The organism is Achromobacter seleniivolatilans, assembly GCF_030864005.1.
Taxonomy (GTDB): domain Bacteria; phylum Pseudomonadota; class Gammaproteobacteria; order Burkholderiales; family Burkholderiaceae_B; genus Achromobacter; species Achromobacter seleniivolatilans.
Map to the genome: position 1 here is coordinate 4,032,750 of NZ_CP132976.1, position 23,339 is coordinate 4,056,088.

General features: G+C 55.0%; 12 protein-coding genes, 2 tRNA genes, 7 rRNA genes and 1 other RNA gene. 5 read left to right on the forward strand and 17 right to left on the reverse strand.

What is annotated here, in order from left to right:
• Positions 1-55: 55 nt before the first annotated feature.
• The 10 genes from rrf (RAS12_RS18150) to RAS12_RS18195 form a co-directional block, all read right to left on the reverse strand.
• Positions 56-168: ribosomal RNA gene (gene rrf, locus RAS12_RS18150) — 5S ribosomal RNA — on the reverse strand.
• 183 nt (positions 169-351) lie between these two features.
• Positions 352-464, reverse strand: a 5S ribosomal RNA gene (gene rrf, locus RAS12_RS18155).
• Between the two features lie 200 nt (positions 465-664).
• Positions 665-3,549: ribosomal RNA gene (locus tag RAS12_RS18160) — 23S ribosomal RNA — on the reverse strand.
• A 299-nt stretch (positions 3,550-3,848) separates the two neighbouring features.
• A tRNA-Ala gene (locus tag RAS12_RS18165) sits at positions 3,849-3,924 on the reverse strand.
• Between the two features lie 36 nt (positions 3,925-3,960).
• Positions 3,961-4,037, reverse strand: a tRNA-Ile gene (locus RAS12_RS18170).
• 132 nt (positions 4,038-4,169) lie between these two features.
• Positions 4,170-5,700, reverse strand: a 16S ribosomal RNA gene (locus RAS12_RS18175).
• 721 nt (positions 5,701-6,421) lie between these two features.
• Positions 6,422-6,534 (reverse strand): 5S ribosomal RNA (gene rrf, locus RAS12_RS18180).
• A 197-nt stretch (positions 6,535-6,731) separates the two neighbouring features.
• Positions 6,732-9,616: ribosomal RNA gene (locus RAS12_RS18185) — 23S ribosomal RNA — on the reverse strand.
• Between the two features lie 343 nt (positions 9,617-9,959).
• A 16S ribosomal RNA gene (locus RAS12_RS18190) occupies positions 9,960-11,490 on the reverse strand.
• Together the 16S, 23S and 5S rRNA genes with 2 tRNA genes alongside form the textbook arrangement of a ribosomal RNA operon.
• Positions 11,491-12,632: 1,142 nt before the next feature.
• Complete coding sequence (locus tag RAS12_RS18195) at positions 12,633-13,109, reverse strand: Lrp/AsnC family transcriptional regulator (protein ID WP_306937801.1); 477 nt, start codon at positions 13,107-13,109, stop codon at positions 12,633-12,635.
• A 156-nt stretch (positions 13,110-13,265) separates the two neighbouring features.
• On the opposite strand from RAS12_RS18195, the gene hppD reads away from it, so the two are divergent.
• Positions 13,266-14,378 (forward strand): 4-hydroxyphenylpyruvate dioxygenase, encoded by a 1,113-nt coding sequence (hppD, locus tag RAS12_RS18200; protein WP_306937803.1) that lies wholly within the window; start codon positions 13,266-13,268, stop codon positions 14,376-14,378.
• 111 nt (positions 14,379-14,489) lie between these two features.
• On the opposite strand, the gene msrA is transcribed toward hppD, so the two are convergent.
• From msrA to ilvD, 3 genes are read right to left on the reverse strand one after another with little or no spacing between them, the layout of a single operon-like run.
• A complete protein-coding gene (msrA, locus tag RAS12_RS18205; protein WP_306937805.1) occupies positions 14,490-15,044 on the reverse strand; it encodes a peptide-methionine (S)-S-oxide reductase MsrA in 555 nt (184 codons plus the stop codon).
• 52 nt (positions 15,045-15,096) lie between these two features.
• Entirely contained in the window at positions 15,097-15,432 is a 336-nt protein-coding gene (locus tag RAS12_RS18210; RefSeq protein WP_306937808.1) for a c-type cytochrome, read from the reverse strand.
• Positions 15,416-17,101 (reverse strand): dihydroxy-acid dehydratase, encoded by a 1,686-nt coding sequence (ilvD, locus tag RAS12_RS18215; RefSeq protein WP_306937809.1) that lies wholly within the window; start codon positions 17,099-17,101, stop codon positions 15,416-15,418. The genes RAS12_RS18210 and ilvD overlap by 17 nt, the downstream gene beginning before the upstream one ends.
• A gap of 127 nt (positions 17,102-17,228) precedes the next feature.
• On the opposite strand from ilvD, the gene lgt reads away from it, so the two are divergent.
• Complete coding sequence (gene lgt, locus RAS12_RS18220; protein WP_306937810.1) at positions 17,229-18,017, forward strand: prolipoprotein diacylglyceryl transferase; 789 nt, start codon at positions 17,229-17,231, stop codon at positions 18,015-18,017.
• On the opposite strand, the gene RAS12_RS18225 is transcribed toward lgt, so the two are convergent.
• The 4 genes from RAS12_RS18225 to RAS12_RS18240 form a co-directional block, all read right to left on the reverse strand.
• Positions 17,992-18,747: an SIMPL domain-containing protein gene (locus RAS12_RS18225; RefSeq protein WP_306937813.1), complete on the reverse strand. Its 756-nt coding sequence runs from the start codon at positions 18,745-18,747 to the stop codon at positions 17,992-17,994. The two genes, lgt and RAS12_RS18225, sit on opposite strands and share 26 nt — an antisense overlap.
• An 82-nt stretch (positions 18,748-18,829) precedes the next feature.
• Positions 18,830-19,012, reverse strand: a non-coding RNA gene (gene ssrS / locus RAS12_RS18230) — 6S RNA.
• Between the two features lie 32 nt (positions 19,013-19,044).
• On the reverse strand, positions 19,045-19,356 hold the full coding sequence (locus RAS12_RS18235; protein ID WP_056327920.1) for a cell division protein ZapA: 312 nt from the start codon (positions 19,354-19,356) through the stop codon (positions 19,045-19,047).
• Positions 19,356-19,802: a hypothetical protein gene (locus RAS12_RS18240; RefSeq protein WP_306937820.1), complete on the reverse strand. Its 447-nt coding sequence runs from the start codon at positions 19,800-19,802 to the stop codon at positions 19,356-19,358. The genes RAS12_RS18235 and RAS12_RS18240 overlap by 1 nt, the downstream gene beginning before the upstream one ends.
• 482 nt (positions 19,803-20,284) lie before the next feature.
• On the opposite strand from RAS12_RS18240, the gene RAS12_RS18245 reads away from it, so the two are divergent.
• From RAS12_RS18245 to RAS12_RS18255, 3 genes are all read left to right on the forward strand, one after another.
• A complete protein-coding gene (locus tag RAS12_RS18245) occupies positions 20,285-20,749 on the forward strand; it encodes a tripartite tricarboxylate transporter TctB family protein (protein ID WP_306937822.1) in 465 nt (154 codons plus the stop codon).
• 13 nt (positions 20,750-20,762) lie between these two features.
• Complete coding sequence (locus RAS12_RS18250; protein WP_306937823.1) at positions 20,763-22,268, forward strand: tripartite tricarboxylate transporter permease; 1,506 nt, start codon at positions 20,763-20,765, stop codon at positions 22,266-22,268.
• Positions 22,269-22,426: 158 nt separating this feature from the next.
• Positions 22,427-23,332 carry an NAD(P)-dependent oxidoreductase gene (locus RAS12_RS18255; RefSeq protein WP_306937825.1) on the forward strand — a complete coding sequence of 302 codons (906 nt, stop codon included), beginning with the start codon at positions 22,427-22,429 and terminating at the stop codon, positions 23,330-23,332.
• The last annotated feature ends 7 nt before the right edge of the window (positions 23,333-23,339 follow it).

Consider the following 23,339-nt stretch of genomic DNA (forward strand, 5'->3'; position numbering starts at 1 on the left):
CCTTGCCCCAAAGACAAAGCCCCACCGGATACCGGAGGGGCTTTGAGGGATAAGAGCTTGACGATGACCTACTTTCACAGACGTCCGTCCACTATCATCGGCGCGAAGGCGTTTCACTGTCCTGTTCGGGATGGGAAGGAGTGGTACCACCTTGCTATGGTCGTCAAGCGTAACTGCTTGAGCTGCTGACTAAAGCGTCAACCGCTCGAATCTTGGGTATTGCAATCGTTGTACTGCATCGGGAACACGCCACGCCTGTAAACGCACACTAGCTGCAATCACAATCGTAGGGTTCTCACTCTACAAAGACAAAACCCCACAGGATTACCTGTGGGGTTTTGCGGAATAAAAGCCTGACGATGACCTACTTTCACAGACGTCCGTCCACTATCATCGGCGCGAAGGCGTTTCACTGTCCTGTTCGGGATGGGAAGGAGTGGTACCACCTTGCTATGGTCGTCAGGCGTAACTGGTTGAGCGGTTGCGGTTTAGGCAACTGCTCCAATCTTGGAAGAAACACAACGTGTGGATGATCAGAGGCTAGCTCGATGATCATGCACAGGGGGGGGTGTAATTGTTGGCTGACTGCCGACGGTGCAGTCAGATTTTGTATTGAACGACACTTGGAACGCTATATCACCAGGTCAATAACCATCAGTGTTATAGGATCAAGCCTCACGAGCAATTAGTATCAGTTAGCTTAACGCATTACTGCGCTTCCACACCTGACCTATCAACGTCCTGGTCTCGAACGACTCTTTAGGGGGATCAAGTCCCCGGGATACCTAATCTTCAGACGAGTTTCCCGCTTAGATGCCTTCAGCGGTTATCTCTTCCGTACTTAGCTACCCGGCAATGCCATTGGCATGACAACCGGTACACCAGAGGTACGTCCACTCCGGTCCTCTCGTACTAGGAGCAGGCTCCGTCAAGTATCCAACGCCCACGGCAGATAGGGACCAAACTGTCTCACGACGTTTTAAACCCAGCTCACGTACCTCTTTAAATGGCGAACAGCCATACCCTTGGGACCGGCTACAGCCCCAGGATGAGATGAGCCGACATCGAGGTGCCAAACACCGCCGTCGATATGAACTCTTGGGCGGTATCAGCCTGTTATCCCCAGAGTACCTTTTATCCGTTGAGCGATGGCCCTTCCATTCAGAACCACCGGATCACTATGTCCTGCTTTCGCACCTGTTCGACTTGTCAGTCTCACAGTCAAGCACGCTTATGCCATTGCACTATCAGCACGATTTCCGACCGTACCTAGCGTACCTTCGAACTCCTCCGTTACACTTTGGGAGGAGACCGCCCCAGTCAAACTGCCCACCATGCACTGTCCCCGATCCGGATAACGGACCAAGGTTAGAACCGCAAACAAACCAGGGTGGTATTTCAAGGTTGGCTCCACGTAATCTAGCGACTACGCTTCAAAGCCTCCCACCTATCCTACACAGGCCGGTTCACAGATCAATGCAAAGCTACAGTAAAGGTTCATGGGGTCTTTCCGTCTAGCCGCGGGTAGATTGCATCATCACAAACACTTCAACTTCGCTGAGTCTCAGGAGGAGACAGTGTGGCCATCGTTACGCCATTCGTGCAGGTCGGAACTTACCCGACAAGGAATTTCGCTACCTTAGGACCGTTATAGTTACGGCCGCCGTTTACCGGGGCTTCGATCAAGAGCTTGCACCCCATCACTTAACCTTCCGGCACCGGGCAGGCGTCACACCCTATACGTCGACTTTCGTCTTTGCAGAGTGCTGTGTTTTTAATAAACAGTCGCAGCCACCGATTCTCTGCGACCCCATCATGCTAAGCGCGCAGGCGCTTCACACTACCGGGGTATACCTTCTCCCGAAGTTACGGTATCAATTTGCCGAGTTCCTTCTCCTGAGTTCTCTCAAGCGCCTTGGAATATTCATCCCGTCCACCTGTGTCGGTTTGCGGTACGGTCTCGTACAGCTGAAGCTTAGAGGCTTTTCTTGGAACCACTTCCAATCACTTCGCAAGCAATGCTCGCTCGTGTCACACCCTTGATTTACGCGCCCGGATTTGCCTAAGCGCCATCTTCGATGCAGCAACAGGGACATCCAACACCCTGATGATCTTCCGCGATCCGTCCCCCCATCGCACTGTACGACGGTACTGGAATATTAACCAGTTTCCCATCAGCTACGCATCTCTGCCTCGCCTTAGGGGCCGACTCACCCTGCGCCGATGAACGTTGCGCAGGAAACCTTGGACTTACGGCGAGGGGGCTTTTCACCCCCTTTATCGCTACTCATGTCAGCATTCGCACTTCTGATACCTCCAGCAGCCTTTACAAGCCACCTTCACAGGCTTACAGAACGCTCTCCTACCGCGTGCACTAAAAGTGCACACCCGCAGCTTCGGTTTATCGCTTAGCCCCGTTACATCTTCCGCGCAGGACGACTCGATCAGTGAGCTATTACGCTTTCTTTAAAGGATGGCTGCTTCTAAGCCAACCTCCTGACTGTCTATGCCTTCCCACTTCGTTTCCCACTTAGCGATAATTCGGGACCTTAGCTGGCGGTCTGGGTTGTTTCCCTCTTGAGTCCGGACGTTAGCACCCGGTGCTCTGTCTCCCAAGCTGTACTTGCGGGTATTCGGAGTTTGCCATAGTTTGGTAAGTCGCCATGACCCCCTAGCTATAACAGTGCTCTACCCCCCGCAGTAATACTTGAGGCACTACCTAAATAGTTTTCGGAGAGAACCAGCTATTTCCAGATTTGTTTAGCCTTTCACCCCTATCCACAGCTCATCCCCTAATTTTTCAACATTAGTGGGTTCGGTCCTCCAGCACGTGTTACCGTGCCTTCAACCTGGCCATGGATAGATCATCTGGTTTCGGGTCTACACCCAGCGACTGAATCGCCCTATTCGGACTCGCTTTCGCTACGGCTTCCCTATTCGGTTAACCTTGCCACTGAATGTAAGTCGCTGACCCATTATACAAAAGGTACGCAGTCACCCCACAAGGAGGCTCCTACTGTTTGTATGCATACGGTTTCAGGATCTATTTCACTCCCCTTCCGGGGTTCTTTTCGCCTTTCCCTCACGGTACTGGTTCACTATCGGTCGATCACGAGTATTTAGCCTTGGAGGATGGTCCCCCCATCTTCAAACAGGATTTCACGTGTCCCGCCCTACTTATCTTACGCTTAGTTCCACACACAAAATTTCATCTACAGGGCTATCACCTGCTACGGCGGGGCTTTCCATCCCCTTCGATTATCTTGCATGCTAAAACGTAAAGGCTCTTCCGATTTCGCTCGCCACTACTTTCGGAATCTCGGTTGATTTCTTTTCCTCGAGCTACTGAGATGTTTCAGTTCACCCGGTTCGCCTCCACTAGCCTATGTATTCAGCTAGGGATACCGCATTGCTGCGGTGGGTTTCCCCATTCGGATATCTACGGATCAAAGCTTGTTTGCCAGCTCCCCGTAGCTTTTCGCAGGCTACTACGTCCTTCATCGCCTGTGATCGCCAAGGCATCCACCATATGCACTTAGTCGCTTGATCCTATAACGCTGTAGGCTATAGGACCTGAGTATTAGCGTTTGTGCCGTTCATAAGTTTCAAAGCAGTCTGAGGTTATTCACCCCAGTCTTGAGAACTTGGAACAAAAATAATGCAATCACAACCCGTACTTATTTTCTTCAGCTTGCGCTGAGTACTTAATAAGTACATTTCGTTGTGCTTCTTCCAGATTGTTAAAGAACGAATATAGCTGTTAGGTAAAACCTAACTCATAGAATCGTAAACAACGATGCTATGAGTTAGCCTCTACATCACCACCAGGTGACTTATTTGAGAATCAATGGTGGAGGTGAACGGGATCGAACCGATGACATCCTGCTTGCAAAGCAGGCGCTCTCCCAGCTGAGCTACACCCCCATATCCCACACAGTGATAACACCACGCGAAATACTTTGGTGGGTCTGGTTGGATTCGAACCAACGACCCCCGCCTTATCAAGACGGTGCTCTAACCAACTGAGCTACAGACCCAAAACCTTCTCGGATCAGTAGTCAGGTAGCTGAAGACTTGGGGAAGAACCCCTCGACCCATGCCTACAACTGATCCCAGCTATATTAAACAACCGATAAGAGTGGACACTTAATACGAGCACTTAAGCTCTGAAAGGAGGTGATCCAGCCGCACCTTCCGATACGGCTACCTTGTTACGACTTCACCCCAGTCATGAATCCTACCGTGGTAATCGCCCCCCTTACGGTTAGGCTAACTACTTCTGGTAAAACCCACTCCCATGGTGTGACGGGCGGTGTGTACAAGACCCGGGAACGTATTCACCGCGACATGCTGATCCGCGATTACTAGCGATTCCGACTTCACGCAGTCGAGTTGCAGACTGCGATCCGGACTACGATCGGGTTTCTGGGATTGGCTCCCCCTCGCGGGTTGGCGACCCTCTGTCCCGACCATTGTATGACGTGTGAAGCCCTACCCATAAGGGCCATGAGGACTTGACGTCATCCCCACCTTCCTCCGGTTTGTCACCGGCAGTCTCATTAGAGTGCCCTTTCGTAGCAACTAATGACAAGGGTTGCGCTCGTTGCGGGACTTAACCCAACATCTCACGACACGAGCTGACGACAGCCATGCAGCACCTGTGTTCCAGTTCTCTTGCGAGCACTTCCAAATCTCTTCGGAATTCCAGACATGTCAAGGGTAGGTAAGGTTTTTCGCGTTGCATCGAATTAATCCACATCATCCACCGCTTGTGCGGGTCCCCGTCAATTCCTTTGAGTTTTAATCTTGCGACCGTACTCCCCAGGCGGTCAACTTCACGCGTTAGCTGCGCTACTAAGGCCCGAAGGCCCCAACAGCTAGTTGACATCGTTTAGGGCGTGGACTACCAGGGTATCTAATCCTGTTTGCTCCCCACGCTTTCGTGCATGAGCGTCAGTGTTATCCCAGGAGGCTGCCTTCGCCATCGGTGTTCCTCCGCATATCTACGCATTTCACTGCTACACGCGGAATTCCACCTCCCTCTGACACACTCTAGCCCGGTAGTTAAAAATGCAGTTCCAAAGTTAAGCTCTGGGATTTCACATCTTTCTTTCCGAACCGCCTGCGCACGCTTTACGCCCAGTAATTCCGATTAACGCTTGCACCCTACGTATTACCGCGGCTGCTGGCACGTAGTTAGCCGGTGCTTATTCTGCAGGTACCGTCAGTTTCATAGGGTATTAACCCATGACGTTTCTTTCCTGCCAAAAGTGCTTTACAACCCGAAGGCCTTCATCGCACACGCGGGATGGCTGGATCAGGGTTTCCCCCATTGTCCAAAATTCCCCACTGCTGCCTCCCGTAGGAGTCTGGGCCGTGTCTCAGTCCCAGTGTGGCTGGTCGTCCTCTCAAACCAGCTACGGATCGTCGCCTTGGTGAGCCATTACCCCACCAACTAGCTAATCCGATATCGGCCGCTCTAATAGTGCAAGGTCTTGCGATCCCCTGCTTTCCCCCGTAGGGCGTATGCGGTATTAGCCACGCTTTCGCGTAGTTATCCCCCGCTACTAGGCACGTTCCGATACATTACTCACCCGTTCGCCACTCGCCACCAGACCGAAGTCCGTGCTGCCGTTCGACTTGCATGTGTAAGGCATCCCGCTAGCGTTCAATCTGAGCCAGGATCAAACTCTTCAGTTTAATCTCTGTATTTGTTCGTATTCTTGGTCCGAATAAATCCGAACCAGGTCATACGTCGCTACTCAAAGGAAGTGAGGTATGTTCTTAAACTTGACGTCTAAGGTACTTCACTTCTAGTGAGCACTTGATTTCTTGTGCTTGTGAGTAAGCTCGGGTTTAACCCCTTACCTAATCACAGTGCATCGCATCAAGCGCCCACACTTATCGGTTGTTTAATTGTTAAAGAGCGGTACTGCTAAATTCTGTACTACACACTTCTTACTGCATCTTGCCGCTAACTTCGGTCAATTCGCTTTGCTTTCGCATCGCTGGTTGCTGTGTCAGCAGCAGAGAAACGAGATTATGAAGGAGTTTTTATCGTTTGTCAAATCAGTGTAGCTTTTGTTTTTTAACCTTCGCTTTCCAGCGATTGCCTCAAACGCCTGCCGCACTGCTAACTAACAACTTCTTCAAGCCTCGCTAGCGTTTTCACACTAGCTTCTCTTTTAGCAGCTATCGAAATGTCGGGGTAAACCCCTGATCTTTCGGTAGCAGCCAAGCCTGAAACTATAACATCATTTTTGCAGATCTTGCAACTGGCTTTTGCCTAACTTGCATCACATCTTGCAAATCCGCTGTTTTGCTGAATTTCTTCAGTTTTACAGCAGTAAGAATTATAGGTTCTCACACTATATAAAGACAAAACCCCGCAGGATTACCTGCGGGGTTTCGCGGAATAAAAGCCTGACGATGACCTACTTTCACAGACGTCCGTCCACTATCATCGGCGCGAAGGCGTTTCACTGTCCTGTTCGGGATGGGAAGGAGTGGTACCACCTTGCTATGGTCGTCAGGCGTAACTGGTTGAGCGGCTGCGGTTAGGCAACTGCTCCAATCTTGGAAGAAACACAACGTGTGGATGATCAGAGACTAGCTCGATGATCATGCACAGGGGGGTGTAATTGTTGGCTGACTGCCGACGGTGCAGTCAGATTTTGTATTGAACGACACTTGGAACGCTATATCACCAGGTCAATAACCATCAGTGTTATAGGATCAAGCCTCACGAGCAATTAGTATCAGTTAGCTTAACGCATTACTGCGCTTCCACACCTGACCTATCAACGTCCTGGTCTCGAACGACTCTTTAGGGGGATCAAGTCCCCGGGATACCTAATCTTCAGACGAGTTTCCCGCTTAGATGCCTTCAGCGGTTATCTCTTCCGTACTTAGCTACCCGGCAATGCCATTGGCATGACAACCGGTACACCAGAGGTACGTCCACTCCGGTCCTCTCGTACTAGGAGCAGGCTCCGTCAAGTATCCAACGCCCACGGCAGATAGGGACCAAACTGTCTCACGACGTTTTAAACCCAGCTCACGTACCTCTTTAAATGGCGAACAGCCATACCCTTGGGACCGGCTACAGCCCCAGGATGAGATGAGCCGACATCGAGGTGCCAAACACCGCCGTCGATATGAACTCTTGGGCGGTATCAGCCTGTTATCCCCAGAGTACCTTTTATCCGTTGAGCGATGGCCCTTCCATTCAGAACCACCGGATCACTATGTCCTGCTTTCGCACCTGTTCGACTTGTCAGTCTCACAGTCAAGCACGCTTATGCCATTGCACTATCAGCACGATTTCCGACCGTACCTAGCGTACCTTCGAACTCCTCCGTTACACTTTGGGAGGAGACCGCCCCAGTCAAACTGCCCACCATGCACTGTCCCCGATCCGGATAACGGACCAAGGTTAGAACCGCAAACAAACCAGGGTGGTATTTCAAGGTTGGCTCCACGTAATCTAGCGACTACGCTTCAAAGCCTCCCACCTATCCTACACAGGCCGGTTCACAGATCAATGCAAAGCTACAGTAAAGGTTCATGGGGTCTTTCCGTCTAGCCGCGGGTAGATTGCATCATCACAAACACTTCAACTTCGCTGAGTCTCAGGAGGAGACAGTGTGGCCATCGTTACGCCATTCGTGCAGGTCGGAACTTACCCGACAAGGAATTTCGCTACCTTAGGACCGTTATAGTTACGGCCGCCGTTTACCGGGGCTTCGATCAAGAGCTTGCACCCCATCACTTAACCTTCCGGCACCGGGCAGGCGTCACACCCTATACGTCGACTTTCGTCTTTGCAGAGTGCTGTGTTTTTAATAAACAGTCGCAGCCACCGATTCTCTGCGACCCCATCATGCTAAGCGCGCAGGCGCTTCACACTACCGGGGTATACCTTCTCCCGAAGTTACGGTATCAATTTGCCGAGTTCCTTCTCCTGAGTTCTCTCAAGCGCCTTGGAATATTCATCCCGTCCACCTGTGTCGGTTTGCGGTACGGTCTCGTACAGCTGAAGCTTAGAGGCTTTTCTTGGAACCACTTCCAATCACTTCGCAAGCAATGCTCGCTCGTGTCACACCCTTGATTTACGCGCCCGGATTTGCCTAAGCGCCATCTTCGATGCAGCAACAGGGACATCCAACACCCTGATGATCTTCCGCGATCCGTCCCCCCATCGCACTGTACGACGGTACTGGAATATTAACCAGTTTCCCATCAGCTACGCATCTCTGCCTCGCCTTAGGGGCCGACTCACCCTGCGCCGATGAACGTTGCGCAGGAAACCTTGGACTTACGGCGAGGGGGCTTTTCACCCCCTTTATCGCTACTCATGTCAGCATTCGCACTTCTGATACCTCCAGCAGCCTTTACAAGCCACCTTCGCAGGCTTACAGAACGCTCTCCTACCGCGTGCACTAAAAGTGCACACCCGCAGCTTCGGTTTATCGCTTAGCCCCGTTACATCTTCCGCGCAGGACGACTCGATCAGTGAGCTATTACGCTTTCTTTAAAGGATGGCTGCTTCTAAGCCAACCTCCTGACTGTCTATGCCTTCCCACTTCGTTTCCCACTTAGCGATAATTCGGGACCTTAGCTGGCGGTCTGGGTTGTTTCCCTCTTGAGTCCGGACGTTAGCACCCGGTGCTCTGTCTCCCAAGCTGTACTTGCGGGTATTCGGAGTTTGCCATAGTTTGGTAAGTCGCCATGACCCCCTAGCTATAACAGTGCTCTACCCCCCGCAGTAATACTTGAGGCACTACCTAAATAGTTTTCGGAGAGAACCAGCTATTTCCAGATTTGTTTAGCCTTTCACCCCTATCCACAGCTCATCCCCTAATTTTTCAACATTAGTGGGTTCGGTCCTCCAGCACGTGTTACCGTGCCTTCAACCTGGCCATGGATAGATCATCTGGTTTCGGGTCTACACCCAGCGACTGAATCGCCCTATTCGGACTCGCTTTCGCTACGGCTTCCCTATTCGGTTAACCTTGCCACTGAATGTAAGTCGCTGACCCATTATACAAAAGGTACGCAGTCACCCCACAAGGAGGCTCCTACTGTTTGTATGCATACGGTTTCAGGATCTATTTCACTCCCCTTCCGGGGTTCTTTTCGCCTTTCCCTCACGGTACTGGTTCACTATCGGTCGATCACGAGTATTTAGCCTTGGAGGATGGTCCCCCCATCTTCAAACAGGATTTCACGTGTCCCGCCCTACTTATCTTACGCTTAGTTCCACACACAAAATTTCATCTACAGGGCTATCACCTGCTACGGCGGGGCTTTCCATCCCCTTCGATTATCTTGCATGCTAAAACGTAAAGGCTCTTCCGATTTCGCTCGCCACTACTTTCGGAATCTCGGTTGATTTCTTTTCCTCGAGCTACTGAGATGTTTCAGTTCACCCGGTTCGCTTCCACTAGCCTATGTATTCAGCTAGGGATACCGCATTGCTGCGGTGGGTTTCCCCATTCGGATATCTACGGATCAAAGCTTGTTTGCCAGCTCCCCGTAGCTTTTCGCAGGCTACTACGTCCTTCATCGCCTGTGATCGCCAAGGCATCCACCATATGCACTTAGTCGCTTGATCCTATAACGCTGTAGGCTATAGGACCTGAGTATTAGCGTTTGTGCCGTTCATAAGTTTCAAAGCAGTCTGAGGTTATTCACCCCAGTCTTGAGAACTTGGAACAAAAATAATGCAATCACAACCCGTACTTATTTTCTTCAGCTTGCGCTGAGTACTTAATAAGTACATTTCGTTGTGCTTCTTCCAGATTGTTAAAGAACGATATAGCTGTTGAGTAAAACCCAACTCATAACACTGCAAGCAGCGCTATGAGTTAGCTTCTACGCGGAATCAAGCATTCTTGATTCCAGCTACAAAAAACAACCGATAAGAGTGGACGCTTAACACGAGCACTTAAGCTCTGAAAGGAGGTGATCCAGCCGCACCTTCCGATACGGCTACCTTGTTACGACTTCACCCCAGTCATGAATCCTACCGTGGTAATCGCCCCCCTTACGGTTAGGCTAACTACTTCTGGTAAAACCCACTCCCATGGTGTGACGGGCGGTGTGTACAAGACCCGGGAACGTATTCACCGCGACATGCTGATCCGCGATTACTAGCGATTCCGACTTCACGCAGTCGAGTTGCAGACTGCGATCCGGACTACGATCGGGTTTCTGGGATTGGCTCCCCCTCGCGGGTTGGCGACCCTCTGTCCCGACCATTGTATGACGTGTGAAGCCCTACCCATAAGGGCCATGAGGACTTGACGTCATCCCCACCTTCCTCCGGTTTGTCACCGGCAGTCTCATTAGAGTGCCCTTTCGTAGCAACTAATGACAAGGGTTGCGCTCGTTGCGGGACTTAACCCAACATCTCACGACACGAGCTGACGACAGCCATGCAGCACCTGTGTTCCGGTTCTCTTGCGAGCACTTCCAAATCTCTTCGGAATTCCAGACATGTCAAGGGTAGGTAAGGTTTTTCGCGTTGCATCGAATTAATCCACATCATCCACCGCTTGTGCGGGTCCCCGTCAATTCCTTTGAGTTTTAATCTTGCGACCGTACTCCCCAGGCGGTCAACTTCACGCGTTAGCTGCGCTACTAAGGCCCGAAGGCCCCAACAGCTAGTTGACATCGTTTAGGGCGTGGACTACCAGGGTATCTAATCCTGTTTGCTCCCCACGCTTTCGTGCATGAGCGTCAGTGTTATCCCAGGAGGCTGCCTTCGCCATCGGTGTTCCTCCGCATATCTACGCATTTCACTGCTACACGCGGAATTCCACCTCCCTCTGACACACTCTAGCCCGGTAGTTAAAAATGCAGTTCCAAAGTTAAGCTCTGGGATTTCACATCTTTCTTTCCGAACCGCCTGCGCACGCTTTACGCCCAGTAATTCCGATTAACGCTTGCACCCTACGTATTACCGCGGCTGCTGGCACGTAGTTAGCCGGTGCTTATTCTGCAGGTACCGTCAGTTTCATAGGGTATTAACCCATGACGTTTCTTTCCTGCCAAAAGTGCTTTACAACCCGAAGGCCTTCATCGCACACGCGGGATGGCTGGATCAGGGTTTCCCCCATTGTCCAAAATTCCCCACTGCTGCCTCCCGTAGGAGTCTGGGCCGTGTCTCAGTCCCAGTGTGGCTGGTCGTCCTCTCAAACCAGCTACGGATCGTCGCCTTGGTGAGCCATTACCCCACCAACTAGCTAATCCGATATCGGCCGCTCTAATAGTGCAAGGTCTTGCGATCCCCTGCTTTCCCCCGTAGGGCGTATGCGGTATTAGCCACGCTTTCGCGTAGTTATCCCCCGCTACTAGGCACGTTCCGATACATTACTCACCCGTTCGCCACTCGCCACCAGACCGAAGTCCGTGCTGCCGTTCGACTTGCATGTGTAAGGCATCCCGCTAGCGTTCAATCTGAGCCAGGATCAAACTCTTCAGTTTAATCTCTGTATTTGTTCGTATTCTTGGTCCGAATAAATCCGAACCAGGTCATACGTCGCTACTCAAAGGAAGTGAGGTATGTTCTTAAACTTGACGTCTAAGGTACTTCACTTCTAGTGAGCACTTGATTTCTTGTGCTTGTGAATAAGCTCGGGTTTAACCCCTTACCTAATCACAGCGCATCGCATCAAGCGCCCACACTTATCGGTTGTTTAATTGTTAAAGAGCGGTGCTGCTAAATTCTGTACTACTTACTGCTACTGCTTCAATCCGGCTCGCTTCGGGCTGCTTTCGCTACCGCGTCGCTTGCTGTTTTCAGCAGCAGAGAGGCGAGATTATGAAGGAGTTTTTATCGTTTGTCAAGTTGGCTTCGTTTCTGCTTTCGCTTCACTCTACCGCTTGACTCACAACCCCTTCAGGTCTGCTTCTCTTTAGCAGCTATCGAAATATCAGGGTAAACCCTAAGTTTTCGGCAACTGCCAAGCCTGAAACTATAACACAACTTTTGCAGATTATGCAACCGGCTTCTGCCTGATTTGCATCCTATCTTGCAACCCCGCCACCTTGGCTTCGCCTCGGTTTTGGCTCTGGAATCCAGAGGTTGGTTACCGCTCAGGTGGCTAGCAACTCGTTTTAGGGTAAACCCTTAAAACTAATCACCAGCCAAGCCCAAGACTATAGCACGATTTTTGCAGATAGTGCAACTGGCTTTTGCCTGATTTGCATCCATCCTTGCAACAACCGCGGCGTGCTCATTGCTGAGTACTGTGCGGCAGATTCGCTGGTGAGCCCGTATCGGGCAACGCCTTCAAATCCGTTGTGCCTTGCTTGGCTTCGCGGTTCAGAACTGCTTGAACTGCGAAGGAGCGAGACTATAGCACGGAATTTTTCCGTGTGCGGCCAGCATGACACCCATTTTGCAGAAAGATGAAATTTTTAGGGGACGCACCCCATCTGAAAAGCGCTTTGCACACATCCCCTCTATATATAGAGGGGCGGATCACCCGCGAATGCTGCCCCTGGCCGCAGCACTGCTCTATATATAGAGAGGCCGCCTATATATATAGAGGCAGCGTTCCGCATGTGCCTTTGCTTTCCGCACTTGCCTATATATAGAGAGAGCGACGCCCAGGCTCATTCGACTAGAGGCGAAGCTCGGTCGTTTCTTTGATCTGCTGAAGCGCAAAGAAGGAACGCATGTCGATGACCGCCGGATGGCGCATCAGCGTATCCATCGCGAAGCGGGAGAAGTGCGCCAGATCGGCGACCTGTATGCGAAGCAGGTAGTCCATGTCGCCGGACATCGCATAGCACTCAACCACCTCCGGCCATAGCTGGACGTCCCGCGCGAAGTCGCTCATAGGCGCGTGACTGGACCCGCTGTGCTTGTTCAAACGGATGTTCACGTACGCGAGCAGCCCCAACCCCACCTTTTCGGCATCGATCAGCGCCACATACTTCTTGATGAAACCCTTCTCTTCCAGCCGCCGCACCCGGCGCAGGCAAGGACTGGGGGACAGAGAGACTCGATCAGCCAGCTCCTGGTTGCTGAGGCGCCCGTCCCGCTGGAGTTCGGCCAGAATCTTGATATCTGTCCTATCAAGCTCAATGTCAGACATTTTCAACCCTAATTTTTCTTAGAACAGCAATATTATTGCTCAAGCTGGCTGCTTTCGCGCCATCTTTGCAATTGTCTGCCTGGCGTTCCTACCTACAATTTGGGTCTAGACTTGAAGACCAAGTCGTCCTGAATAACGATGCAAGGGAATAGACATATGAGCAGCGCTTTCCAACCCTGGGACAACCCGATGGGCACCGCCGGGTTCGAGTTCATTGAATACGCAGCACCGGACCCTGCAGCGTTGCGCAAGGTGTTTGAGTTGCTGGGATTCAAGGCTATTGCCAAGCACCGCCACAAGGACGTGACTTTGTACCGCCAGGGCGGCGTCAATTTCCTGATCAATGCCGAACCCGATTCTTTCGCTCAACGCTTCGCCCGCCTGCACGGCCCTTCCATCTGTGCAATCGGCTTTCGGGTGCAAGATGCCAATGCAGCGTACAAGCGCGCACTGGAATTGGGCGCTTGGGGCTTTGACTCGCACAGCGGGCCGATGGAATTGAACATTCCGGCCATCAAGGGGATCGGCGATTCGCTGATTTATCTGGTGGACCGCTGGACGGGCAAAGAAGGGCACGGCGGTATTGGCGATATCAGCATCTACGACGTGGACTTCGTGCCGGTGGACCCGGATAACGCCCAGGCCGACTTGAATCATCGTGGCGCCGGCCTGACTTTGGTCGATCACTTGACGCACAACGTGCACAAGGGCCGCATGGCGGAGTGGTCGGAGTTCTACGAGCGCCTGTTCAACTTCCGCGAAGTCCGGTATTTCGACATTGAAGGCAAGGTCACTGGCGTGAAGTCCAAGGCCATGACGTCGCCTTGCGGCAATATCCGGATTCCGATCAACGAGGAAGGCACCGAAGAGAAAGGTCAGATTCAAGAGTATCTGGATCTGTACCGCGGTGAAGGCATTCAGCACATCGCAATGGCGACGGATGATATTTACGGCACCATTGAAGCGCTGCGCAACATGGGCGTCGTGTTCCTGGATACGCCGGAAACGTACTATGAACTGCTGGATCGCCGTCTGCCGAATCATGGCGAGGACGTTGCGCGCCTGCAGAAGAATCGCATCTTGCTGGATGGCGCCCCCGGCGGCGGTCTGCTGCTGCAGATTTTCACCGAGAATCAGATCGGCCCGATCTTCTTCGAGATTATCCAGCGCAAGGGCAATGATGGATTCGGTGAAGGCAACTTCAAGGCATTGTTCGAATCGATCGAGTTGGACCAGATGCGCCGCGGCGTGGTGAAGACCGTCGACTAACTGCTTCCCCCTCCAGTGCCAGGCGCTCAAAGCGCCGGCGCTGGCTTTGAAACCTCACCGCCTGGTGAGGTTTTTTTTGCCTGCGGCCGAGCTATCAGTTGACCGTAGCAGTTAGCGCTGAAGCCTGTCCTGGAATTGCTTGCGGAACTTGGAGACCTTGGGCGCGATCACGAACTGGCAATAACCTTGCTCGGGATGCAAGGCGAAATAGTTGCTGTGGTAGTCCTCGGCTTGCCAGAACTTGACGGGAGCCAACAGCTTGGTGACGATAGGCGCGTCGTATACCTGTTGCGCTTCGACCTCTGCAATGACCGCTTCGGCCTGTTCGCGCTGGGATTCGTTCTGCCAAAAGATGGCCGATTCATATTGCGGGCCGATGTCATTGCCCTGACGGCCCGGTGTGGTGGGGTCATGGGTTGCGAAAAATACGCGGAGCAAGTCGCTGTAGGACAGCTCAGCCGGATCGAATTCGACTCGAGCCACCTCAATGTGGCCCGTATCCTTGCCGCATACCTGCTCGTAGCTGGGATTGTCTACATGACCGCCGCTGTAGCCAGGTAGGACACTTTTGACACCCCGCAATTCGGTAAATACGGCCTCTACGCACCAAAAGCAGCCGCCGCCTAGAACGGCGACTTCATTGCCCGGGGATGGTTGTTCTGCCATGACGATTCCTTTCTATTAGCGGCCCCGGCTTTGCGGGGCATAGAGAATAAGACTACTGCTTGGGCGGCGCCAGCGACAAGATCCATTCGGCCAGCAAGCGGGCATCTTCCGGACTGACTTGCGTTTGCGCGGGCATAGGCACCGCCCCCCAGGCGCCACGGCCGCCGCCTCGGATCTTGCCAGCAAGATAGTCAACCATGGCGTCGCCCTGCCCCGCATAGCGTTCGGCCACACTCTTTAGTGGCGGGCCGACACGCTTGGCTTCAACTTGGTGGCACGCCATACAGGCTTTGTTCTTGGCTAGATCCAGACCCGTGGTTTGGGCCTGCACCGCGCCAGCGCCCAAGACGCTGGCCACGGCCATCCATAGACTAATCTTCAAATGCATCAGTTACTGCCCCACGGCTCGCGGTGCTGGCGAGCTTGCCGAATTTGGCGAGCACACCGCGTGTATAACGCGGCTTGGGTTGTACCCAGGCCTTACGACGAGCCGCCATGTCTTCGTCGCTGATGTTGAGCTGCAATAGCAGCTTGTGGGCATCGATGGTAACCGAATCGCCCTCTTGAATCAGCGCGATTGGGCCGCCTACGAAGGCCTCGGGCGCAACGTGGCCGACGACCATGCCCCACGTTCCTCCTGAAAAACGCCCGTCGGTAATCAGGCCCACCGTTTCGCCCAGGCCTTGGCCCACCAAGGCGGAGGTCGGCGCCAGCATTTCGCGCATCCCGGGACCACCCTTGGGTCCCTCATAGCGAATGACGACAATATCGCCATCTTTGATCTGCTGAGCCATGATGGCCGTCATGGCGTCGTCTTCCGAATCGAATACACGCGCGGGGCCAGTGATGACGGGATTCTTCAAGCCGGTGATCTTGGCAACACAACCTTCAGGCGACAGGTTGCCTTTAAGGATCGCCAAATGCCCTTGTGGATAAAGCGCACGATCCATCGGCATGATGACGTCTTGATCCGCTCGCGGCGCATCGGGTATGCCGGCCAGGGTCTCGGCGATGGTCTTGCCGCTGATGGTGATGCAGTCGCCATGCAGCAAGCCGGCATTCAGCAGCAATTTCATGACTTGCGGAATGCCGCCTGCACGATGCAGATCGGTGGCGACATATTTACCAGAAGGCTTCAAGTCGCACAGCACCGGAACGCGCTTGCGGATGCGCTCAAAATCATCAATGGTCCAGGGCACTTCGGCGGCATGCGCGATAGCCAGGAAGTGCAGCACAGCGTTGGTAGAACCGCCAGTGGCCATGATGACGGACACCGCATTTTCAATGGATTCCCGCGTGATGATGTCGCGCGGGCGCAGGTTGAGGCGGACCGCAGCAACGAGCACACGCGCCGACTCGGCCGCGGACACGACCTTTTCTTCGTCCTCGTTGGCCATCGTGCTGGAATACGGCAGGCTCATACCCATGGCTTCGAATGCGGAACTCATGGTGTTGGCGGTATACATACCGCCACAGGAACCCGAGCCGGGAATTGCGCATTTTTCAATCTGCTTGAAGTCCGCTTCGGGCATGCGGCCCATGGTGTATTCACCCACGGCCTCGAACACCGAGACAATGGTCAGGTCCTTACCTTTGTAGTGGCCGGGCTTGATGGTGCCGCCATAGACGTAGATGCCCGGCACATTGGTGCGGGCCAAGGCGATCATGCCGCCAGGCATATTTTTGTCGCAGCCACCGATCACCACTACGCCGTCCATCCACTGCCCTTGTGCGGCGGTCTCGATACAGTCTGCGATGACTTCGCGGGATACCAACGAGTACTTCATGCCTTCGGTGCCCATCGACATACCATCCGATATGGTGGGCGTGCCGAAAACCTGGGGATTGGCGCGGGACTCGCGGATGGCATCGATAGCCGCGTCGGCCAGCCGCTGCAGGCCGCTATTGCACGGCGTGATCGTCGAGTGGCCGTTGGCCACGCCGATCATGGGGTTTTCGAAGTCGGCTTCCGTGTAGCCCAGCGCGTAGTACATCGCGCGGTTCGGCGCACGCGCGACACCGTGGGTGATGTGGCGGGAACGTTCGTTGTTCGGCATGGTCTGTCTCTCCTGTCGGCCGTCGGGGCGCGGACAAGGCAGTCGCACCCGGGAAGCTGGCTCGCTTGACGCGAATCTTCAGTGCTCGCCGGTTATTATCATTCAACTTTATTGTGTCGGGCAGAACATGCTGCAATATCCGAAGTTTGACCCCATTGCCCTGCAGATCGGGCCCCTGGCCATTCATTGGTACGGACTGATGTACCTGGCGGGATTTGCCCTTGTCTATGTGCTGGGACGCCGGCGCATCACCAGCGGACACACCACGTCGTTGAATGTGCGTGATCTGGAAGACCTGATTTTCTACAGCGTGCTGGGCGTAGTGCTCGGCGGCCGTCTGGGCTACGTGCTGTTCTACAAGCCCGCCTACTACCTGGCGCATCCGCTAGAGGTGGCCTACCTGTGGCAAGGCGGCATGTCCTTTCACGGTGGCCTGATCGGCGTGATTCTGGTCATGCTGCTGTTTGCGCGAAAGAAAAAGCTGCCGTTTTTCGCGGTAAGCGATTTCATCGCGCCACTGATTCCGCTGGGCCTGGGCTTTGGCCGCCTGGGCAACTTCATCAACGGCGAACTCTGGGGCCGGCCAACCGACGTGCCGTGGGCAATGGTGTTCCCGGACAGCGGTGACGGACTGGCTCGCCACCCGTCTCAGCTGTATGAGCTGGGCCTGGAAGGCATCGTGCTGTTTGCACTGCTGTGGTGGTTTTCCAGCAAGCCGCGCCCGCTTGGGCAGGTGAGCGGGCTATTCCTGATCGGTTACGGGACCTTCCGCTTCCTGGTGGAATTCACCCGCGAGCCGGACAATTTCCTGGGTCTGCTCGCGGGCGGACTGAGCATGGGACAGTGGCTGTCCCTGCCGATGGTCGCCTTGGGCGCCATCATGTTCAGTCTTACTGCAAAACGATCGTCCCGTTAACCGCGACGCTGACCGTGACCTCTCCCGCTTCCAGCGGGACGTCCGGGCTATAGCCGCCACCCGATGAGTCCTTGGCCATTGCCGCGCCCAACATGCGCGGCATCGGCACCGGACCGCCCGCGCCGCCCAACTCAAGCTTGGACAAACGGTAGCCTGAGAAGCCAAAGGCATTCGCGGCGGCCAGCGCACGATCTTTGAAAGCCTGCGCGGCTTCTTTCAGCAATTTGCGCTCTTCGACATCGCGAGCTTCGCGGGACAGCGAGAAGCCGATATTGGAAATGGCGGTCTTGTCGGACAGCTTGGAAGCCAGGGCCGCAGCGGCCTCGAAATCTTTGGATTCCAGAATGATCTCGCCCTGGCCGCGCCAGGTGCCGATCTTGCCCTTGCTATTGGTGTTGGGCCAGACGTTAAAACCGCCTGTACGAACTTCCACGCCTTTGGTATCGCGTGCGCGCTTGACCACGTCATCCAGGACGGCGGTCAGCTTCTTGCCCGCGGCCGGCTGATCGGGCGCCTCGACTTCAGCGGAGAGCGAAATGCGGACGGTGTCCTGCTTGACCTCGGAAGATGCCATCGCTTGCAACGTCATTTCGGGCGACCGGTTAACGGCCGATTCCGTTGCTGCGGGCGCTTGCGCCTGTGCGTAAACCGGTTGCACAGCGGCCAAAGCGGCCACGGCTGCGCACGCTGCGCCGAGTTTCGTCAGCGTAAGTACAGGGTGTTTGAACATGGACTAGTCCTAGGAGGGAGGACGAAGAGGGAGGGATGATGCGCCCGACGCGGACCTGCGCTTATGGCAGGCCCGCTGGGATAGATGCCCCGCCTGTGCCGTCAAGGCCGGCATCTCGAACCCTAAGGTAAGAGGTGGTCGCGTTCCGCAGAGCATCGGGTTCGTCTACGAGAGACGATCACTCCAGCTCTACACTCCCGCAACCATATGCCGAAAGCATAGGTTCAGAGAATGTATGGCCTAGTCACGGACACGGCAGGGACAAACTGAAAATTCTTGAAAACAGCTTATGAACGGTTAGAGCAGTTTTTCCTGACCCGACAAGGCGTCATCGAGTACTGCGTTCATGTCCTCAATTCTACGCTTGAAGTCGCCGACTGCCAAACCGCCCAGCGGACCGTCGGGTGCTTTCATGGCAAGCAGCTCGCCCGCGACCTGCAATGCAGCCATTACAGCGATACGTTCGTTGCTGGAAACCTTGCCGGTGCCCTGAATGCGGAGCATCAATTGATCCACATGGCGCACGGCGGCCAGCAAGGTGGGCTTTTCTTCGGCGGAGCACGCCAGAGAGTACTCGCGCCCCAATATGCTTACGTCAACGCGTTCCATCAGTGTTGCTCTCCAGCCGGCGCGCCCGGCAGGCGGGCCAGCACGGCGTCAATGCGCTCACGGGCCGCTGCTGCGGCCACACGCAAGCGCTGTAGTTCAGTGTCGCGCGATTGCAGATTGCCCTGCAATTCGGTTTCGCGGGCGGCGAAACGCGATTCGAGGGACTGGCGTTCTGCGGTCTCGCGCGCGAGCTGTTCCCGCAAGGCGACTTCGGCCTGCTGGGCTTGCTCGAGCATCGAGGTGACGGCGCCGTCGTGATCCTGAAGCTTGCTTTGCAGCGTGACGATGTCAGCCTCGCGCTCGGCGGCGCGCTGCTTCAGCGAACGCTGTTCAGCTTCAAATTCGTTCAGGCGAAGGCGCAACGCGTCACGCTCAGCGTGGAGTTGGCGGGTGCGATGCACCAGTTGCCCGATTCGGGCAGCGAGTTGGTCTAGATCTTGCAGCATGGGCGCTATCGTAAACCATCCTGGGGTCAATCGGGCCTCTTCACGCAAGGTGAGAAACACGGCAATATTCAGTAGGAATTACGGTCGTGACGCCGCTCGTGCAACGCTAGCCGGTTTTGACCTCGAAAAAAATGCGCGACCTCCTCCAAATGCCCCGCATCCGGCCGATTCGGCTTTCGCATTTCTTTCTATAAACTTTCACTTAGCTTTCAAAAAGCCCTCAATCTGTCGATGAGGTTACATCTGGGGGTCGGGAGTACCCGAATTCTAGGGAAAACCCCAGGCTTTCACCGAGCTTACAGGGTTTGCAGCGTGGCGGGCGTCAATTACCATTCGCCCTTTCAAGAATCCACATCGTCGCTTTCAAAAGAACTAATGGCACCCCGAAGTGCCTTTTTTGTGCCTGTCACTTGCCTTTCGGCAAGCCAAATCCGGCTACAAACCTTTTTTATCTACATGCTGTAAACAGGAGCCAACCAATCATGCAGCTACGCAATCGACAGGACTTCTGGTCTGGGGTGATGTTCATCGCCCTTGGACTGGGATTCGCCTGGCAGGCCAGCAGCTACCAAATGGGTACTGCCGCCCGCATGGGCCCAGGGTATTTTCCTTTCTGGCTAGGCATTGTTCTGGCTTTGCTGGGCGCCATCGTGCTGCTCGGCTCGCTGTCCAAGAAAGCCGACGAAACGCACATCGACAAGTTCGACTGGCGCATCGTCTTCCTGGTGGTTGGATCCGTAGTCATCTACGGTCTGGTCCTCAAGTTGCTGGGCATCTACATCTCGGTGTTCCTCTTGGTAATCATCAGCAGCCTGGCCAGCCACGAGTTCAGCCTGAAGGTCGCCGTTGCCAACGGCATCTTCCTGGTGGTGTTCTCGTATCTGGCGTTCGTTAAGGGGCTGGGGCTGATTTTCCCGCTGTGGCCGTCGTTTCTAGGCATGAACTGAGGAGCAACCGGTCATGGAATTGTTTGACAACCTGATGTTGGGTTTCCAGGTCGCATTTACGCCTGAAAACCTGTTGTACGCCCTGCTGGGCTGCGTCCTGGGTACGCTGATTGGCGTGCTGCCGGGCATTGGCCCCGTCCCGACCATCGCAATGCTGTTGCCGATCACGTACGTGCTGCCCCCGGTGGCCGGCCTGATCATGCTTGCAGGTATCTACTACGGCGCCCAATACGGCGGTTCCACGACAGCAATTCTTGTCGCGCTGCCAGGGGAAACATCCGCAGTGGTGACCGTGCTGGACGGCCACCAGATGGCCCGCAACGGCCGTGCTGGCGCCGCTCTGGCAATCGCCGCTCTGGGTTCGTTCTTCGCGGGTTGCGTGGCCACGTTGCTGCTGGCTGCCTTCGCTCCCCCGCTGGCTGAAGTCGCGTTCAAGTTCGGCCCCGCCGAGTACTTCTCGCTGATGTGCTTGGGCCTGGTTGGCGCTGTTGTGCTGGCCTCGGGCTCGCTGCCCAAGGCAATCGCGATGATCATCCTGGGCCTGTTGCTGGGCATGGTTGGCACCGACGTGAACTCGGGCGTTGCCCGCTTTGACTTCGGCGTGCCGGAACTGCAAGACGGTATCGACTTCGCCATCGTGGCCATGGGCGTGTTCGGCTTTGCCGAAATCATGACCAACCTCGAGCAGAAGGAAAACCGCGTCGACATCACCGACAAGATCGGCTCGCTGTACCCGAACAAGCAGGAATTCAAGGAATCGTACCCGGCAGTGCTGCGCGGTACCGCCCTGGGTTCGGCCTTGGGTATCTTGCCGGGCGGTGGCGCCGTGTTGTCGTCGTTTGCGTCCTACACGCTGGAAAAGAAGATCTCGAAGAATCCGGAACGCTTCGGCAAGGGCCACCCGGCCGGCCTGGCTGGTCCGGAATCGGCGAACAACGCCGCTGCCCAGACCTCTTTCATCCCGCTGCTGACGCTCGGCATCCCGGGTAACGCCGTGATGGCGCTGATGGTTGGCGCAATGACGATTCACAACATTCAGCCCGGCCCGCAAGTCATGACGAGCCACCCGGAGCTGTTCTGGGGCCTGATCGCCTCTATGTGGATCGGCAACCTGATGCTGGTGGTTCTGAACCTGCCGCTGATCGGTTTGTGGGTCAAGCTGCTGAAGGTGCCTTACCGCATCTTGTTCCCGGCGATTCTGGTGTTCTGCACGATCGGTGTGTACTCGCTGAACTACAACGCATTCGACATCTTCACTACCGCCATGTTCGGTATCGTCGGCTACGTGTGGTCCAAGCTCAAGTGCGAAGGCGCGCCGCTGCTGCTGGGCCTGGTTCTGGGCCCCATGATGGAAGAGAACTTCCGCCGTGCCCTGCTGCTGTCGCGTGGCGACTTCACGACCTTCGTGACGCGTCCGCTGTCCGCATCGCTGCTGGCTGTGGCCGCCCTGCTTGTGATCCTGGTGGCACTGCCCGCCATTCGCAAGAAGCGCGAACAGACCTTCGTCGAAGAAGAGTAAAGCGCCGTCCACCGCCTTCGGGCGGTGACATCGCCTTCCGAAAACCCCCGGGCCTTTGCCCGGGGGTTTTTCTTTGCGGCATACTCGCCGCCGGCTATTGATTGCGTTAAGGTTGATGTCCTCAGACTGACCTTATCTAAATAAGCGGAGTTCCCTGCATGGCAACGATCGGTACCAAGAGCTACGACGCGGTCGTAGCCCAGAAAGTCGCTTTCCTCGGTTTGGGCGTGATGGGTCTGCCCATGGCCGGCCATTTGGCTCGCGCCGGACATGATGTGACTGTCTACAACCGCACCCCCGCCAAGGCACAAGCCTGGGCTGCCGAGTTCGGCGGCCATCATGCCGCTACGCCGCGTGAGGCCGTTGCAGGCGCACAGATCGTATTCGCCTGCGTGGGCAATGACGACGACCTGCGCAGTATTGTGCTGGGGCCCGACGGCGCGTTCTCAGGCATGGCGCCGGGCGCCGTGTTCGTGGACCACACAACGGCATCCGCTGACGTCGCACGCGAACTCTATGCGCAGGCCAAAGGCCTGGGCTTGAATTTCATTGACGCCCCCGTCTCGGGCGGACAGGCGGGCGCTGTCAACGGCGCTCTTACCATCATGTGCGGTGGTGAAGAAGCGGTGTTCGACGCCATCAAGCCGGTGGCCCAGTGCTTTGGCCGCGCAGTGACCCTGGTGGGCGCCCCCGGCGCCGGACAATTGGCCAAAATGGTGAACCAGATCTGCATCGCCGGCATCGTGCAAGGCTTGTCCGAAGCAGTAGCCTTTGGTCAGGCGGCTGACTTGGACATGAAGCTGGTGCTGGACGTGATCAGCAAGGGCGCGGCCCAAAGCTGGCAGATGGAAAATCGCGGCGGCACCATGGTCGACGACAAGTTCGAGTTCGGCTTTGCCGTGGATTGGATGCGCAAGGACTTGGGACTGGTGCTGGCTGAAGCCCGCGCGAACGGCGCCCGTGTCCCGCTGACCGCCCTGGTGGACCAGTTCTACGGCGATGTCCAGAAGATGGGCGGCGGCCGTTGGGATACATCCAGCTTGATCAAGCGTTTGCGCGACTAGGCTGCAC

Coding starts and splice junctions, on each gene's coding strand:
- RAS12_RS18195 (WP_306937801.1), bottom strand. CDS start 13,109: ATGTCTGACATTGAGCTTGATAGGACAGATATCAAGATTCTGGCCGAA.
- hppD (WP_306937803.1), top strand. CDS start 13,266: ATGAGCAGCGCTTTCCAACCCTGGGACAACCCGATGGGCACCGCCGGG.
- msrA (WP_306937805.1), bottom strand. CDS start 15,044: ATGGCAGAACAACCATCCCCGGGCAATGAAGTCGCCGTTCTAGGCGGC.
- RAS12_RS18210 (WP_306937808.1), bottom strand. CDS start 15,432: ATGCATTTGAAGATTAGTCTATGGATGGCCGTGGCCAGCGTCTTGGGC.
- ilvD (WP_306937809.1), bottom strand. CDS start 17,101: ATGCCGAACAACGAACGTTCCCGCCACATCACCCACGGTGTCGCGCGT.
- lgt (WP_306937810.1), top strand. CDS start 17,229: ATGCTGCAATATCCGAAGTTTGACCCCATTGCCCTGCAGATCGGGCCC.
- RAS12_RS18225 (WP_306937813.1), bottom strand. CDS start 18,747: ATGTTCAAACACCCTGTACTTACGCTGACGAAACTCGGCGCAGCGTGC.
- RAS12_RS18235 (WP_056327920.1), bottom strand. CDS start 19,356: ATGGAACGCGTTGACGTAAGCATATTGGGGCGCGAGTACTCTCTGGCG.
- RAS12_RS18240 (WP_306937820.1), bottom strand. CDS start 19,802: ATGCTGCAAGATCTAGACCAACTCGCTGCCCGAATCGGGCAACTGGTG.
- RAS12_RS18245 (WP_306937822.1), top strand. CDS start 20,285: ATGCAGCTACGCAATCGACAGGACTTCTGGTCTGGGGTGATGTTCATC.
- RAS12_RS18250 (WP_306937823.1), top strand. CDS start 20,763: ATGGAATTGTTTGACAACCTGATGTTGGGTTTCCAGGTCGCATTTACG.
- RAS12_RS18255 (WP_306937825.1), top strand. CDS start 22,427: ATGGCAACGATCGGTACCAAGAGCTACGACGCGGTCGTAGCCCAGAAA.